At 27.7% G+C, this 16320-nt stretch carries 14 protein-coding genes, 1 tRNA gene and 1 CRISPR repeat array; of the genes, 1 reads left to right on the top strand and 14 read right to left on the bottom strand.

Annotated elements, in window-relative coordinates:
• Positions 1-251 precede the first annotated feature (251 nt).
• From ACWPW7_RS11135 to ACWPW7_RS11080, 12 genes are all read right to left on the bottom strand, one after another.
• Entirely contained in the window at positions 252-2288 is a 2037-nt protein-coding gene (locus tag ACWPW7_RS11135) for a methyl-accepting chemotaxis protein (protein WP_454053554.1), read from the bottom strand.
• Between the two features lie 307 nt (positions 2289-2595).
• Complete coding sequence (locus tag ACWPW7_RS11130) at positions 2596-2868, bottom strand: phage holin family protein (RefSeq protein ID WP_454053553.1); 273 nt, start codon at positions 2866-2868, stop codon at positions 2596-2598.
• A gap of 323 nt (positions 2869-3191) precedes the next feature.
• A complete protein-coding gene (locus ACWPW7_RS11125) occupies positions 3192-3392 on the bottom strand; it encodes a hypothetical protein (RefSeq protein WP_454053552.1) in 201 nt (66 codons plus the stop codon).
• A gap of 708 nt (positions 3393-4100) precedes the next feature.
• Complete coding sequence (locus tag ACWPW7_RS11120) at positions 4101-4451, bottom strand: SH3 domain-containing protein (RefSeq protein WP_454053551.1); 351 nt, start codon at positions 4449-4451, stop codon at positions 4101-4103.
• 253 nt (positions 4452-4704) lie between these two features.
• Positions 4705-5169: a DUF4829 domain-containing protein gene (locus tag ACWPW7_RS11115; RefSeq protein ID WP_454053550.1), complete on the bottom strand. Its 465-nt coding sequence runs from the start codon at positions 5167-5169 to the stop codon at positions 4705-4707.
• A gap of 819 nt (positions 5170-5988) precedes the next feature.
• Positions 5989-6522 (bottom strand): GNAT family N-acetyltransferase, encoded by a 534-nt coding sequence (locus ACWPW7_RS11110; RefSeq protein ID WP_454055499.1) that lies wholly within the window; start codon positions 6520-6522, stop codon positions 5989-5991.
• Positions 6523-6696: 174 nt separating this feature from the next.
• A CRISPR array of direct repeats spans positions 6697-6989; the repeat unit is 30 nt; unit sequence ATTTAAATACATCCTATGTTAAGGTTAAAC.
• A 325-nt stretch (positions 6990-7314) separates the two neighbouring features.
• Positions 7315-7674 carry a VOC family protein gene (locus tag ACWPW7_RS11105; RefSeq protein ID WP_454053549.1) on the bottom strand — a complete coding sequence of 120 codons (360 nt, stop codon included), beginning with the start codon at positions 7672-7674 and terminating at the stop codon, positions 7315-7317.
• Between the two features lie 145 nt (positions 7675-7819).
• Positions 7820-7916 (bottom strand) — tRNA-Sec (locus ACWPW7_RS11100).
• A 122-nt stretch (positions 7917-8038) separates the two neighbouring features.
• The gene (selB, locus tag ACWPW7_RS11095) at positions 8039-9946 is read right to left on the bottom strand and encodes a selenocysteine-specific translation elongation factor (protein WP_454053548.1); all 1908 of its coding nucleotides are present in this window, start codon (positions 9944-9946) and stop codon (positions 8039-8041) included.
• A gap of 137 nt (positions 9947-10083) precedes the next feature.
• Positions 10084-11472, bottom strand: coding sequence for an L-seryl-tRNA(Sec) selenium transferase (selA, locus tag ACWPW7_RS11090; RefSeq protein ID WP_454053547.1), 1389 nt, complete (start codon positions 11470-11472; stop codon positions 10084-10086).
• Positions 11473-11498: 26 nt separating this feature from the next.
• Positions 11499-12527 (bottom strand): selenide, water dikinase SelD, encoded by a 1029-nt coding sequence (gene selD, locus ACWPW7_RS11085; RefSeq protein ID WP_454053546.1) that lies wholly within the window; start codon positions 12525-12527, stop codon positions 11499-11501.
• A gap of 94 nt (positions 12528-12621) precedes the next feature.
• Positions 12622-13239 carry a helix-hairpin-helix domain-containing protein gene (locus tag ACWPW7_RS11080; RefSeq protein ID WP_454053545.1) on the bottom strand — a complete coding sequence of 206 codons (618 nt, stop codon included), beginning with the start codon at positions 13237-13239 and terminating at the stop codon, positions 12622-12624.
• A gap of 114 nt (positions 13240-13353) precedes the next feature.
• On the opposite strand from ACWPW7_RS11080, the gene ACWPW7_RS11075 reads away from it, so the two are divergent.
• A complete protein-coding gene (locus ACWPW7_RS11075; protein ID WP_454053544.1) occupies positions 13354-14586 on the top strand; it encodes a D-alanyl-D-alanine carboxypeptidase family protein in 1233 nt (410 codons plus the stop codon).
• 232 nt (positions 14587-14818) lie between these two features.
• On the opposite strand, the gene ACWPW7_RS11070 is transcribed toward ACWPW7_RS11075, so the two are convergent.
• On the bottom strand, positions 14819-15721 hold the full coding sequence (locus tag ACWPW7_RS11070) for an RluA family pseudouridine synthase (protein WP_454053543.1): 903 nt from the start codon (positions 15719-15721) through the stop codon (positions 14819-14821).
• Between the two features lie 208 nt (positions 15722-15929).
• Complete coding sequence (locus ACWPW7_RS11065) at positions 15930-16313, bottom strand: RidA family protein (protein ID WP_039632057.1); 384 nt, start codon at positions 16311-16313, stop codon at positions 15930-15932.
• Positions 16314-16320 lie beyond the last annotated feature (7 nt).

The raw sequence follows: 16320 nt of genomic DNA, 5'->3' as shown, positions 1-16320 counted from the left end.
TCATAATGAATATTTCATAATTAAATAACTACTTAAAAAGTCACTGATATTTAATATTATGCAAGTTACACTAAAGTTATAAAGAGTTTTAAAAACATAATATTATGCAAAATAGATTTACATATTAACTAATTATTTTTTTAAATGTTCATAATTATAAATTGAACCATTTGAAAAAAGTTTTATATTTTAATATTCATATTAAAATTAAAAGGAATACTAATAAATTATATTAGTATTCCTTAATATATTTAGAAATTTTTAACTTTAAATAATTCTACTAATTTTTTCATACTATTGGTCATATTAGAAAGTTCTCCAGCTAAAGCTGATACTTCTTGAGTAGATGCACTTACCTCTTCTGAAGTTGCGGCAATTTCCTCAGATGAAGCTGATACTTCTTCCGCTACTGATGAAGTTGCTTCTACCTTCTCTATTATGTCATTTTTCTTATTATTTATATCAGTTGCTATCTTAGTTGCTTCCTCAATTTTAGGATTTATATCATTTACAGCCTTTGTTATTTCTCCAAAGGATTCTATTGCTGTTGTTATGCTATTTTTTTGAGTCAATAATTGATTATTTACCATATCAGTGGTTTCAACCATTTTTTCTGTATCTTGAGATATAGTACTTATTAGCTTAACTATATTTTCTGTTGAGTGTTTGCTTTGCTCCGCTAGTTTTCTTATTTCATCTGCTACTACTGAGAAGCCTCTACCTGCTTCTCCTGCTCTAGCTGCTTCTATGGCTGCATTAAGTGCTAATAAGTTTGTTTGATCTGATATTCCCTTTATTAAGGTAGTTATTTCGTTTATTTTATTTATATTTCCTTCTACATTTTGTATTTTTTCTACTAATTCGCTAAATGAATCTGTTACAGTATCTACTGAATTTATAACACTACTCATATCTTTATTACTATCATTAGCTTTTATGTGAATTTCTGAAGTTCCATTTTCAATAACCTTTACAGATTCTAATACATTGTCAAGTTGAATATTAAAATCATTTAATATTGAAACTATATATACTAAATCCCCTGATTGAGTTTCCATTCCTTTAGCTACATCCTGTACTGAAGTTGCAACATTATCAATAGAACTGGACATCTCTACTGATAAACTTGATAAACTTTCTGTATTTTCATCAATTGTAAAAGCATTATTTTGTACAGTACTTATAGCCTCACTCATAGATATCTGCATTCTCTCAATAGCTTCTCCTATATGAGTGAATTCATCACCACTATTTAATAATTTTTTTGATACTTCTTCTGTAAAATCTCCTGATGCTAATACTTCTAGATGTCTTACAGTAGTTGATATAGACTTTTTAATTGATTTTGTTAATAATAGCACAAACATTAAACTTATTAGTATTGCTACTATTGAAATTATTGCTATCATGTTTTCAGCTTTATATGTACCTGCCAATACTTCCTCAGCATCAATAAATATGCCTACTGACCAACCTGTAGTTGTAATAGGAGCATAAGCTATATACTGTTCTTTTCCACCATTAGTACATGACTCAGCATTTTTTTGTCCACCAATCATTCTTCCACAAATTTCAGCCATTCCTTTTAGCTCTTCATTCTCTTTTGACATCTCTATTAAATTATCTCTTCTTTTTACTACTTCCGGATTATAATGTGCAGTAATCGTTCCACTTTTATCAAGCATGAAAGATTTTCCTGTCTCACCGAAGGTGACTTTAGATATCATCTCATTAATTTTCTTTAAATCTCTCGCTGCAATTAAAACTCCTTTAACACGTCCATTCGTTTCTTTAATAGGTACAGAATAAACTATTATTATGTCTCCACCTATTTTATCTTCAAAAGGTTCACTTACTGCAACTGCACCAGATAAAGATTTTTTAAAATATTCATCATTAGAAATATCTAGACTGGCCCCATCAGTAAAATGAGCTTTCCCATTTGGTTCAACAAATGCCATTCTAAGGTGGCCTTTTCTTTCTGTTTCAGGTTTAATAAGGTTCACTTTTTCTTTTATAGGTACATTGGTATCTCTTAACTCTTCCCAAATTGATATTGATTCTAAAGAGTCTATAGTTCCTTTTATGTAGTTATCTATAGAATTAGCAGCATTCGTTGCAACTTCTGGTAAAGTTAAATTTAGAATATTAAGTGCAGATTCTTGCGATAATTTTACTGATAGTGTTCCTAATACACCACTAACCAAAAAAATTAATATTCCAAAATAAAAAGCAAGCTTTGTACCTATACTCTTAAATTTTAGTTTAATTCTTATTTTTTTCTTCATTAACATATCCTCCCATAGCTTTAAATAGCAAACTACCGATATAAATTATGTTCGTCTATAAACTGTTATACTTTATACCTTTTTGGTAACCTTTGCAGCTTTATAGAAAGTTTTTAAGAAAAGATATATTAAAATAATATTAAAGCTATTTTTTTCTAATTAAGATTAAAATTAATTTATTTCATTTATATATTTCAAAAATTTTTTCCAAAATATTGAATCTATATTATTAACTATATTTATAATCATTTTAATAAATTTTATTATATTTTTATATGTAAAAAGGTAATGTATAAATACATTACCTTTAGCTTTTATCATCCTGTTCTTTCTTTTTTATAGTGCTTTGTTTAAACAATTGATTTGTATACACTGTAGTACCAGTAACTAAAACTCCTTGTATAATTGATTCCATGTTAAATCCTAAAAGACCTATGGAACTTCCTATACCTACGATTAAAAGTATCCAAGGAATGCTCCAATCTTGAATTTTAGAGGTATTTTTAAGCATCATTCCTATTATATAAAGTACTGGTATTAATATAAGTGCTTTCTCTGTAATAAAGCTCATTATATCCATAATTACCTCCATTCATAATCAATATATAAATTTAAAAATAATATAAAATTTATATTAATCACTTTATACTATAAATTAGAATATCATTTTAATTTATAACTTAATAAATTATATGCTGAAATTTTATGAATAGAGATATTTTATAAAGTTTTATTTAATTTTTTAAATATGTCTACAGTACTTATTATTCCTACTATCTGACAATAGCTTTATTTTATGATAAAAAATTCAATAATAATTAAAGACCACACACTAGTTTAAGTGTGTGGCTTGAAATAATGGAATTTTAATATTATATATTTAATTCAATTTACTTCTTCAAATTAAGCAATGCTAAATACATCAACATATTTTATTGCATTTTTATAGAGTATAATTTGTGTTCCATTTGATCTTTCACAAACAAAATTATCAGTAGTACCAGTTGTTAACCACGTATACATGTCATTGTAATTTGTAATAGTTGTATTATTTAACCATATACTTGTTCCATCTAAAAAAAGAATACTTAAACTTAATTCCATAATTTTTTCTTCCCCCTATTTTTACATATTTTAGAAAAATTATATATCTAAATCGAATTACACTTATATTATATGATGAAATTATCATTTAAGTTCCACTATAAAAATACATTCGATGTTATTGTAAATTTTAAACTAATGAATTAGCTAACGGAATAAATTCGTTAGTTAATTCATAGTAATTCTATGCATAAAAAAAGAGCCAATATTAACTATTAATTTATTTTAATCTCATATGATATGGTGTATAAAGAAAAAGAAGATATATTTATGAAAAAATTTTCAAACAGGCTATCTATTTCATTACTAACTTTAACTTTATTTTTTAGTATAGGGCTTACTATCATAGCTAGTGCTAAGTCAACATGTGATTCAATCCACGTATCCATACTGTAAAAACTGATGATTGCACACTAATATCATATTGTAGCAATTGTGGTTGTTGGGATGATTGGGTAGCTCCTGGTTGTAACAACTAACTACTCTAGGAAAAGGCATCTAAAGTATATGATGTCTTTCCTATTATAATTAATCAGATTTTATAAAAAAATTATAAAATTGATTCTAAAATAAGTAGCAGAATTTAAGGTATAGTACTGTAAAATTTCTGCCGTCAATCTGTCGTCAATTTTAAAAAATAAAAAAAAGCTAAGTAATCAGAAAAAAATTACTTAACTCTTTCTTTTATAAAATCAGATTTACTTTAATCTAAGCTATTCCTAATACATATGTATCAGCTACATATCCTTCTTGACCACTTTTAGTTCTTATTCTATCCCATTTATGTCCATTAATTTTTTTCTTTCCAAATTCCAAAATAGTTACTCTTTGCCTGTTCTTAAGAGTTGCTATCACTCTAGATGAAGTACCTGGAGCTGTTCTAAGCCTTACTCCTGTTCCATTTATCATACCATCATACCTTTTTATTACTACCATATTTAAATTGATATCTTTAGGCATATTATTATTTTCTAAAGTATCAGCTTTTACTGGTAAAGCTGAACTTACGTTAAGTATAGTTACCAACCCAATAGTACTTAGTAAAATTCTTTTTTTCATATAAGCCCCTCCATACAATAGATTATTTCTTTAATAATATACATTCGCTACATTATGTAAAATCCTTTCATTTGTATATTAATTATGAAATTTTGTAATGTAAATCCACATAAATTTACAAAATCTATTTATAATTCTGATTCATAGCTATTATCACTCATATTTTTGCATGGTTTTAAATCTTAAAATTCACTTAAATCCTAGCAATTATTGCAAATTTTATTTTATCATGCTTATTGTAGTAAAACATGTATTAAACTCCAGCATCATCAATCACCCATGGTGAATTACTGTTTTCTCTAATAATCCAATACCACTCCTCATATGTTCCACTATCTCGTGCTGTAATTGTGCCTTCTTTATACTTTACATCATATTTTACCTTATAAACCTTTAAATTTTCTTTAGAAATTCTTTTTCCTTGTCCTTGTCCGTTTTTCAAATAGCCTTCTTTAAATTTAGTATCCATTTCTTCATCAATACTTATAATATTGATATACTCAATCTTATCAAAATTGATTTTACCTTGATTTCTTTTTTCATTTTCTGATAAAGTTTTCAAATGTTCATCAACATTTTTTTCATTCATAGAATTGAAATAGTTCTCTACTACACTCTGCGGATTTTCTATTTGTGATGTATCTTGTTTAGAACATGCGGTAACTGAAAAAATAATTGTAATTAAAATAATTAAAACTACATTTTTATTCTTATTCATATCCCCTCTAATTTACCAAATAAAATCACATATTTGAGATTTTAAAATTTGAATTCACTTTTTATTATACAAATTTTCCCTATTCTATATTATACAATATATTTAAATATCTTTTTAGTTTATATTTAATTCAAAATAATCTAAATAAAAAAGCACCTAGTTATCTAGATGCTTTTCTAAAATTTACTCTTTGTTTAATAGCTGTAACCACATTTGTAATCCCTCTGTAGTTAACGCCTTCCTCCGTTAATTGTATATTAAACTGATTGACAATTTATTGCTTCAAACTATCTAATTTAATAATATAAAAATGATACACTATTTTTATTTTTTCTATCCAATCAGTATTATTTCATTTGCTAAATTATATCCATCTTCTATAATTTTAATACTAATCCATATATATTTAAATGAATTATGTTTTAATCTGATTTAAAAGTTCCCTTTTCGATACTATTAGAAAAGAAACAAATTGAAATAACTTTAAAAAATTGTATAGAAATAATTAGATCACAAAGAAAATAACATAGGAATTAATCTTAGGTTTTAATTAGCCTTATTATTAACCCTATAATTAATCCTTTAGCGTAGGACTAATAAAATGTCTTCAAAGCCTTTAGACAATTATTGTTCTATTAAAATTATTGCTATCGATAATATATACTATATTACCTTTTGTAATCCTTCTAAGCTGTAGCTTATTATTTCTATATCTTATATTCTACTTTTTCTCTCTTTCTTTTTCTTATTGATTTTTTATCCATTATAAGAATAATAAGAAATGTACCATATGCCTTTTTCACCTCATCGCTATAAAGCTTAGTTATTATTTGATATTATAGCAAATATCTGATGGTCTTCCCATTCTCTATTAATCTTTACACCTTTTTGTTCTATACCTTCTCTATGAAAACCTGCCTTTTCTAATACTCGCATTGAACCTATATTGCTTAACATTACACCTGCATAAACACGATGTAGTTTTAATTCATTAAACGCAAATTTTACTGCTAAAGAGACTGCTTCTGTAGTATGTCCTCTACCATTATATTGTTTGTCCAATGAATAACCAATTAAACATCTCTGAAGTGAACTTCGAAATATATGATACAGGGATACATCACCAATCAATTTTCCGTTATCTTTTAAATATATACCAAAAGAATATGCTTTATCTTCTTTTCTTTGCTTCATAGAATTGGTAATATATTTACGTTTTGCATCAAGTGTGTAAAAGCCATCGTCAAAAGTCGGCGAATATTTCTGAAATAACTCACCATTTCTTAAATGCAAATCCAGTAAAGATTCTGCATCTCCATTTTCAAAAAAGCGAATAAAAATTTTGTTACCCATAAGAACCATATTAATTTTACCTCCCATACATAAATCAATATAAATTTTTTGTTGCCCAATAATTAACTTCCATGACTTCAACTTTTAAAGAAAAGGATAAATAAAAAACTACATTCTTAAATGCTCAAAAAATTATGATTTTAATGTCGACATTTATATTAGCCCCATTATGTGATCTAAATACGTCCTATGTTAAGGTTAAACGAAAAGGTTAAGAAGGGTTAAAATGATGAATTTAACATTTAAATACATCCTATGTTAAGGTTAAACGACTTCCAGTACCTTTAGCAAGTGACTTATTAGAATTTAAATACATCCTATGTTAAGGTTAAACGATGAATCAGCAAGAAGAACTATACACTTGAGTTTGTATTTAAATACATCCTATGTTAAGGTTAAACTACAAAGTATCATGGGAATTTCGAAGGTGGACTTGCATTTAAATACATCCTATGTTAAGGTTAAACCACTGTAATCAAGCCATTATTCATTTTGATTATATTCGGTAACACATTGAAAATAAAGGCTTTATTAAAATTTTTACCAACTATTTTTTATTTTCATAAAACTTAAGAAAAAACACTTCACAAACCTTTGATTTTCAATTAATTATGAGGTATTTTATATTTAAGGCGGTTGGGAAATTTAATCTTTATTTTATTTATTCTACGGCTATTTAATTTTTCCTTTTATAAAACAAGTCACCCCATAGGGTAAGCTTATTCTTTCTCCATAGTTTAAAACACCTAATGTGTACTGCAAAACAAAAACTATTTGCTCTTTATTTGGTCCTTAAACTTTACAATAGACCTCAATCTCATTTCCCTCACTATCTTTAAATTCTAAAACCCAGTTATTATTGATTTTGGTCAAAGGAAAATTTATTTCAGCATTGAGTTCTAATAATTTTTCAGTTAATTTATTTATATTATTCACCTCGAAGCTTGGTAAACAATTATCTCCCCAAGTAACTTCTTCACTTACTTTTCTATTATTAAATAGACAAAACTTAAATCCCTTTATGTCAAAAATACTAAAAACTTCATCTTTTATATCTACTTGCTTTTCAAAGAATTTTTCATAAAAATTAATAGCTCTTTCCATGTTTTTAACACAAATATATAGAGAATTTAATTTTATTTCGAAGTTCATTTTAGCACCTCTCTTATAACATATATAGATTATTATATAGTTTGTTATAAGACATCAGTATGTCATATTAGCTATATTTTAAAAGTAAAATAAAAAAGCCTTGCAAGACTTTTATCTAAAATCTCACAAAGCTAGTATTATCAACTGGCGGGAATATGTGGGAATCGAACCCACCCGTCGTGGTCTTAGCACGGCAACACGGTTTTGAAGACCGGCAGGCACACCAGCACCTATCTACTCCCTTGTATTATCTTTTAAATTTGGACACATATGAAATTGTAACACATATATTTTCACATTTCAACAATTTTCTGATTTTAATATAGTATTTTCTATTATAATTTTAAATAGACTATATTTAAAATTAATATAGTAACCTATCGTTCTCTACTCGTTTTGTAAACTTTATACTATCTAAATGCTCAAGTATAGCTACAGCATATTTTCTGTTTGTTTCTAAAAGTTCTCTTGAAGTGGAAGCATTTATTGATCCATTCTTTTCTATATATTCCTTAATCATAATCTTAGCATTCTCATAATTATCCTTTGTCAATATACATTCTTCATTAAGCTTTACTAAAATCTCTTGATCTAATAATGATTCATATACCATTTTAAACGCACTTTTATCTTTTTCTTCATTAGCTAAATCATTATATTTAGGACAATTATATTTAGACTTTTCATATTCTGAAATAATATGTTCTCTCATTCTCTCATGTTCTTTATTATACTTAATATGAAAATCATATAAGGAAATAAACTTTGAACTTACTTTTATTATTTTTCTTTCTTCTAAAAGTTGTAATATTTCATCGTAGTTCTTTTGTTTTAATGATCTTCCAAATACCTTATTTTTTATCTCTTCTTTAGACATTCCAAATTTTAATGGATTTTCCTTATGATATTCTATCAATAACCTTTCAATTTCAATTATTTTGTCTTTTAAGAACTCTTTATGAATATATATATTACTTTCTGAAGAAATTAATTTTATTACTAATCCTTCTTTTATAAGAGCTTCTAGTTTTTCATCTATATTTTCTAAATTTTTACCTAAACCTTTAATAATAGCTATCATATCAGGATACTGCTCACTTAAATTATAGACAGCATTTTCTAATATGCTTTCTGTTCTCCCACTTTCCTTCAGTTTTAATTGCTCAAGATATTTTTTATCAAATCTCTTAGCTTTTTTAGCCACTGGCTCAATAATGCTACCACCTGCAATAGTATACATAGGAGAATAATTTCTTATAACATATCTATCATTTCGTTGTGCTGTTATGGGTTTTTCCAATCTTAGCTGTACATAAGCATTTTCACCTGGTTCAATTTCTTCTTTATCTAATATTACAACCCTACATAATACTTCTTCAGTACCGTGATATAATCGTACCCTTTGTCTATTTACTAAAGTTCTATCAGTACTTTTTAAATAATAAAGATTACAATCTATGGTATTAGAAGGCTCCATTATATTTTCTCTTGCAATTACATCTCCTCTTTGAACTTCATTTAATTTGATATTAGCTAAGTTAAGGGCACATCTTTGTCCTGCTTCTCCAAACTCACAGTTTTCACCATGAATTTTAATACCTCTAACTTTAGTAGTTATTTTTGATGGGTATACTTCTATTGTATCTCCTACATTTACTCTACCACTAATTATAGTACCAGTAACAACAGTTCCAAATCCTTTAATAGTAAAGGCTCTATCGATCGGTAACCTAAAGTGTCCTTCTGTATCTTTAGCTTCCACCTCATCTGTCATAATTTCTATATCTTTTGTAAGTTCCTCAAAACCCATCTTAGTTTTTGAAGATACTGCATGTATTGGAGCATCTTCAAGAAAAGTTCCACTAAACTCCTCTTTGATGTCTAACTTAATCATATCAATCCATTCTTCGTCTACTAGATCTGCTTTAGTAAGTACTATTATTCCTCTTTTTACATTTAATAATTGAAGTATTTCAAAATGTTCTCTAGTTTGAGGCATTATCCCTTCATCAGCAGCAATAACTAGTAAAACTACATCTATACTACTTATACCTGCTAGCATGTTTTTTACAAACTTTTCATGACCAGGCACATCAATTATTCCAGCTCTTTTTCCTGAAGGTAAATCAAAATATGTAAAACCTAAATTTATTGAAATTCCTCTATCTTTTTCTTCTTTTAGAGTATCTGTTTCTCTTCCTGTTAAAGCTTTAATTAAGGTAGTTTTACCATGATCAATATGACCAGCTGTGCCTATAATAATATGCTTCATAAAACATTCATCCTTTCAATTAGATAATTTCATATACATATGTATTATCTAAAAAGTTAATGCAAAACTCAATTAATATACAGTTTACAATGCATAGCTTGATAAAAATTTAAGCCTAATTCTTTAAAGATATTTTCTTATTTAAAACCCATATTAAAAAATGCTTTTATAATTATATCAAAATCTTTTTCAAATATAGTTCTTACATCCAAAATAAGTTCATCATTGAATATTCTTGTTATTATTGGTGTTTCATTATATCTAAGTTTTTGTTCCATCTCATTAGCTGAAAAGACTTTGCTTTTAACCCTTATAACATAAGTTTCTATCTTTTCTGTAGGCATAGAACCTCCACCTACCATAGAAGCATCTAAAGTTACAGTAAAATCAAAATCCTCAGTATTACTAGAAAGCTTTTTCTTAAGTTTTATAGCCTTTTTCTTCATATCTTCTTTTGAAGCCAAAATCATATTTAGACTTGGAATATTTTCTATAGCTGATTTTTCATCTAAGTAGTACTTAAGAGTACCTTCTAATGCCGCTAAGGTCATTTTATCAATTCTTAATGCACGGGTTAATTGATTTTTTTTCATAAGATTCACATATTTTTTCTTTCCTACTATAATTCCAGCTTGAGGACCACCTAACATCTTGTCTCCACTAAAAGTTATTATATCTACACCTTTTTTTATACTTTCTTGTACTGTAGGTTCATGAGTAAATCCATATTTAGAAAAATCTATTAAAACTCCACTTCCTATATCTTCCACTACTGGAATATTCATATCATTGCCTAACTTTACTAAGCTTTCAAGGTCAACTTCCTCTGTAAATCCATAAATTTTAAAATTAGAAGTATGGACTTTTAACAATAATCCTGTATTTTCATTTATATTATCTTCATAGTCATATAAATGGGTTCTATTTGTAGTACCCACTTCTACAAGTTTAGCTCCACTAAATTTCATAACCTCAGGCACTCTAAAAGAGCCTCCTATTTCTACAAGTTGTCCTCTTGATACTATAGCTTCTTTATCTTTACATAATGTATCCAAAACAAGCATTATTGCTGCAGCATTATTGTTTACCACCATAGCAGCTTCTGCCCCTGTAATTTTAGTTATAAGTTCTTCTATATGACTATATCTTGAACCTCTTTTTCCACTATTTATGTCATACTCTAAATTATTGTAACTACCTGCTACCTCGATAGCATTTTTTATTGCACCATCACTTAAAAGTGAACGGCCTAAATTAGTATGTATAACTGTACCTGTAGCATTTATAACCTTTTTTAAATTAGGCTTTTTCTTGTCATTTAACAGTTTAAAAGCATAATTTAAAATCTCTTCTCTTTCAAAACTATGAATTTTCTCTTCTAATACATATCTTCTATATAAATCTATTGATTCTCTTAGAGAATCAACAACAATTGTTCTTCCTGTAACATTCAGTTCTTTTAATACTAAATCTTCTTTTAAAAGTTCGTCTATTTTAGGCAATTGCCTCAATAACTCTTTATCCATATTATTTCTCCTATACCATAACAAATTTATTCTACAATAATATGCTTCTCCTGTAGACTAATTACTTCTCCTATTATGGCAGATTTTAATTCCAACTTGTCTAATTTCTCCATAATTCTTATACTTTCTTCTTTAGTAGTAGAAATTAATAGTCCCCCTGAAGTCTGTGGGTCAAATAATAAATCTTCCATCCATAATTCAACATTTTTCAATTCATATTTACCATCTAAATAATTTTTATTATTATAGCTACCTGCTGGAACTAATCCCATCATTGCATATTCTTTAATACCTTCAATTATAGGTAATTTATCTTTATATAATCTAAAAGTCACATTAGATGCACTTGCCATTTCATAACCATGTCCCATTATGCTAAATCCAGTTACATCTGTGCAAGCACTAACATAATGCTCTGTTATGATTTCACCTGCATATCTATTTAAGGTACTCATAACATTAACACCTTCATTATAAGCTTCCTTTGAAGCCATATCTGCTTTTATTGCAGTAGTTAATATTCCTGTTCCTAAAGGCTTAGTTAGTATTAATACCTCACCTTCCTTAGATCCATAATTTTTAAGAACCTTATCTGGATGCACTATTCCCATTACCGAAAGTCCATACTTAGGTTCATCATCAGAAACAGTATGACCTCCTATCACCACAGCTCCGGCCTCTATAACCTTATCTGCTCCACCTTTTAATATCTCACCTAGAATCTCTATATTAAGGCAATTTGGAAAACAAACTATATTCAGCGCAACAGTAGGCTTTCCCCCCATAGCATAAACATCACTTAGTGAATTAGCCGCAGCTATTTGTCCAAAAGTATAAGGATCATCCACTACTGGAGTGAAAAAGTCTAAGGTTTGAATAGTTGCCAAATCATCACTTAATTTATAAACTGCGGCATCATCTGATGTTTCTATGCCAACAATTAAATTATCACTATGCATTTTAGGCAACTTGTTTAATATTTTTGAAAGGGTCTCCGGCCCTATTTTAGCTGCTCATCCTGATGTTTTTGAAAGTTCTGTCAATCTCTTTTCCATGCTAAACCCTCCTGTCTATAAAACTCTAATAATCTACTAAGATTATTTTTTAAAATTTTAATAAGATTTCAACGTAATCATTTTATAATAATCCCTATCTAATGTCCACCTTATCTCTAAATTTATCAATAGTCTTCTCACCTATTCCATCTACATTTCCCAATTCTTCTATAGATTTGAATCCATTATTAGCATTTCTATATTCAATAATTGCTTTAGCTTTTGAAGGTCCTATACCTGATAATTGGGTTAATTCTTCAGCAGTAGCCTTATTTATATTAATTTTTGAAGAACTGTTAGAAGAATTACCTATATTATTTGAATTAACTATATTAGATTCTTCCTCTTTATCCTCTTTTCCATATATAACTATACAATCCTCGTCATTTAATGTTTTTGAGAAATGTACCCTATTAGTATCTGCTTCTTCTGTTAATCCTCCTGCCATAGTTATTAAATCTCTTATTCTACTTCCTTTTTTTAAGGTATATTCCTTTGGATATTTTATTTTACCTTTAATATCTACTACTATAACTTCCTCATCAAATGTTGAGTTCCTCTTTTCTTCACTATTTATATCCTTAGTTTCTACAAATATATCCTCATAAGCCTCCTTGCTATTATTTCTAGTTATTAAATATCCGCTAATAAGAAATACTATAGCTAATACTAATATGCAAATAGAACCAATAATTTTTTCTTTATCTTTCATGAAATACTCTCCTTTCTATTTTGAGTATTTCCATTTTCTATAAATATCTATCGATATTTTTTAATTTTTTTGATATAATGGTAGCTATCATATTAAAATTACTAGGAGGAAAATATGAAAAAAGCAATTGCAAGTTTATTATTAGTAAGTACTCTTTCATTTTGTAATTTCAAATACATATTTGCAGCACCATCAGCTCCTGATCCTAGCGCTGCAGGAATGGTAGTAATTGATGCAACTACCGGTGAGGTTCTATTTGAAAAGAACAAGGACGTTAAATATCCTCCTGCATCACCAACAAAGCTGATGACTGCACTATTAACTTTAGAAAATTGCAATCTAGATGAAAAAGTTACAGTAGGAGCTACACCTCCAACTATAGAAGGCTCTAGAATATACATAGATCAAGGAGAAGTACTTACAGTTAGACAATTATTATATTCTTTAATTATGGTTTCCGCTAATGATTCTGCACAAGCTTTAGCAGAACATATAGGTGGAACTCAGGAAAATTTTGCAAAAATGATGAATGAAAGAGCAAAGAAATTAGGTTGTAAAAATACTAATTTTACAAATCCACATGGATTATATGAACCAGATCATAGAACTACTGCTTATGATTTAGCGTTAGTAGAAAAAGAACTTTTAAAGAATCCTGAGTATATTAAGATTTCAAAGACAAAGACTTTATTTTTAGAACCTACAAATAAATATAAGGAAAAACGACCACTATGGAATGATAATAGGCTTTTACATGATTATGAAGATAATTATTATGAACCATGTATAGCAGCTAAAACAGGTTATACAGACGAATCATTACACTCCTTTGTAGCTTCTGCTGAAAAAGGAAATGAAAAATATATAGTTTCTCTGCTATATGATCCTTATAAGACTTATTTTAAAGATAGTAGAAGTATATTTGAGTGGGCTTTTAATAATTTCGATACAATAAAACTTTATAGTAAAAATGATTTAATAACTAATTATGAAGCTGAGGATGGCACCATAATTCCTCTACTAGCATCAAGTGATGAGTTTTATACTAAAGATTTATCTGTAAAAGAAGAACCTCAGATTTCTTTTAATACAGATAACCTTGATAAAAAGTCATTTTTAAAAGGTCAATCAATAGCTACTGCTATAATGAAATATAATAATAGTACAAGAGAAATTAAACTTATTAGTGGGACAGATTACACACCCAAAAAGTTTCCTGTAGTTGCTAAAATTATAAAAGATAATGAGAGAACTATAAAAATTGCTTTAATTATTGGATTTATACTATTACTAGTATTAATAGTACTAATAATAAGAGGAATAAATTTAAGAAAAAAAAAGACGTAGAAGATTAAATAGATTAACAAGAAAGCACTAGAGTTTAAAGATTAAAAATGAAGAATGAAGAATTTAGTTGAAATTAACTCCTAGGAATTAATTCTATTAATGGATTTAAAAGTGACTAAATTACTTTTAAGATACATTCTCATAATTCTTCATCCTTCATTTTTAATTCTCAATTTATAAAAGTTTCGCTCTAAATTAGGATATTATTCAAAAAAATTTAATTAAAACTTCTCTAATTTCCTTCCTTCAATTTACTTAAAAGCCTCTCCATATCTTCTGGTAATTTACTCTCTAAGTTTAGCATTTCACCTGTTCGTGGATGAGGTATTATAAGCTTATAAGCGTGAAGCGCTTGTCTTTTTATGTACTGATTCTCTTCTATGCCATATAAACTATCACCATAAATAGGGTGTTTTATGTAACTTAAATGAACCCTTATTTGATGAGTTCTTCCTGTTTCTAAGGTTAGTTCCACTAATGTAGCATTTTTATATCGTTCTATTACTTTAAAATGAGTTATACTCTTTTGTCCATTACTCATCACTTCTCTTTTAATGCTCTCTTCTGTAGGTCTACCTATAGGAGCATTAATAGTCCCACTTTCTTCTTCTATTATCCCATGAACGACAGCTAAATAACTTTTAGTGATTAAGTTATTTTCCATACTTTTAGCTAAGCTCATATGGGCAAATTGATTTTTTCCTATCATTATAAGACCAGAAGTATCCATATCCAGTCTACTAACTAATCTTACTATACAATTTTCACCTTTCTCTTTAAAGTAATAAAGTATACCATTTGAAAGAGTTCCTGTAGGATAGCTTTTTGTAGGGTGAACTACCATATTAGGCTGTTTATTCACTACTAACAAATCGAAATCTTCATATACTACATCTATATCTATATTTTCTGGAATAATATTTTGACTTTCATCTTTATTAACTTGAACTTCAATAATATCTCCTTTATTTAGCTTATGATTCAATTTAACAATACTTTTATTAACATATATTCTTTTATTAAGACCAGCATTTTTAGTGAATCTTCCAGAAAGCTCTAATACATCTGTCATATATTCTCTAAGTTTCATTCCTTCTCCGCATTCTAACACCTTATATATTAAATTGTTATTCATATCTCACCTCCACTTTATACAATTGACAATTAGCTATAGATAATTATGTATAACTTCTCCTTATTTGAAAAAGCTTTCAATCAATTTTTTAATAGAATTTGTTATAAATAATCAATCTGACTAAAATTACATTTAATATTGTTTTTACTTATTAATCAAACTATTTTCGTCGGTTAAAAACCTCGAGTAAATACTCGAGGTTTAATAATTATTCAACTATAGCTATAACTTCAATTTCAACTAAAGCATCTTTTGGTAAACTTCCAGCTTGGAAGCAAGATCTTGCTGGTGGATTATCGCCAAAATATGTAGCATAAACTTCGTTCATTGCAGCAAAATCATTTATATCTTTTAATAATACTAAAGTCTTAACAACTTTATCCATAGACGTTCCAGCCTCTTCTAAAATAGCTTTAACATTGTCTAGTGATTGTGCTGTCGCTTTTTTTATATCATCATTTATAAATTCCCCAGTTGCTGAATTTATCGCTAATTGTCCTGATGTATATACCATATTTCCTACTTTAACAGCTTGTGAATATGGTCCTAAAGCTGCTGGAGCTTTAGCTGTGTTTATTATTTTCTTTTCCATGTTGAAA

Source organism: Clostridium sp. Marseille-Q7071 (assembly GCF_965112025.1).
The sequence above is the reverse complement of the archived record's forward strand: the minus strand, read 5'-3'. Positions and strand labels throughout refer to the sequence as shown.

Coding starts and splice junctions, on each gene's coding strand:
- ACWPW7_RS11135 (WP_454053554.1), bottom strand. CDS start 2,288: ATGAAGAAAAAAATAAGAATTAAACTAAAATTTAAGAGTATAGGTACA.
- ACWPW7_RS11130 (WP_454053553.1), bottom strand. CDS start 2,868: ATGGATATAATGAGCTTTATTACAGAGAAAGCACTTATATTAATACCA.
- ACWPW7_RS11125 (WP_454053552.1), bottom strand. CDS start 3,392: ATGGAATTAAGTTTAAGTATTCTTTTTTTAGATGGAACAAGTATATGG.
- ACWPW7_RS11120 (WP_454053551.1), bottom strand. CDS start 4,451: ATGAAAAAAAGAATTTTACTAAGTACTATTGGGTTGGTAACTATACTT.
- ACWPW7_RS11115 (WP_454053550.1), bottom strand. CDS start 5,169: ATGAATAAGAATAAAAATGTAGTTTTAATTATTTTAATTACAATTATT.
- ACWPW7_RS11110 (WP_454055499.1), bottom strand. CDS start 6,522: ATGGGTAACAAAATTTTTATTCGCTTTTTTGAAAATGGAGATGCAGAA.
- ACWPW7_RS11105 (WP_454053549.1), bottom strand. CDS start 7,674: ATGAACTTCGAAATAAAATTAAATTCTCTATATATTTGTGTTAAAAAC.
- selB (WP_454053548.1), bottom strand. CDS start 9,946: ATGAAGCATATTATTATAGGCACAGCTGGTCATATTGATCATGGTAAA.
- selA (WP_454053547.1), bottom strand. CDS start 11,472: ATGGATAAAGAGTTATTGAGGCAATTGCCTAAAATAGACGAACTTTTA.
- ACWPW7_RS11080 (WP_454053545.1), bottom strand. CDS start 13,239: ATGAAAGATAAAGAAAAAATTATTGGTTCTATTTGCATATTAGTATTA.
- ACWPW7_RS11075 (WP_454053544.1), top strand. CDS start 13,354: ATGAAAAAAGCAATTGCAAGTTTATTATTAGTAAGTACTCTTTCATTT.
- ACWPW7_RS11070 (WP_454053543.1), bottom strand. CDS start 15,721: ATGAATAACAATTTAATATATAAGGTGTTAGAATGCGGAGAAGGAATG.
- ACWPW7_RS11065 (WP_039632057.1), bottom strand. CDS start 16,313: ATGGAAAAGAAAATAATAAACACAGCTAAAGCTCCAGCAGCTTTAGGA.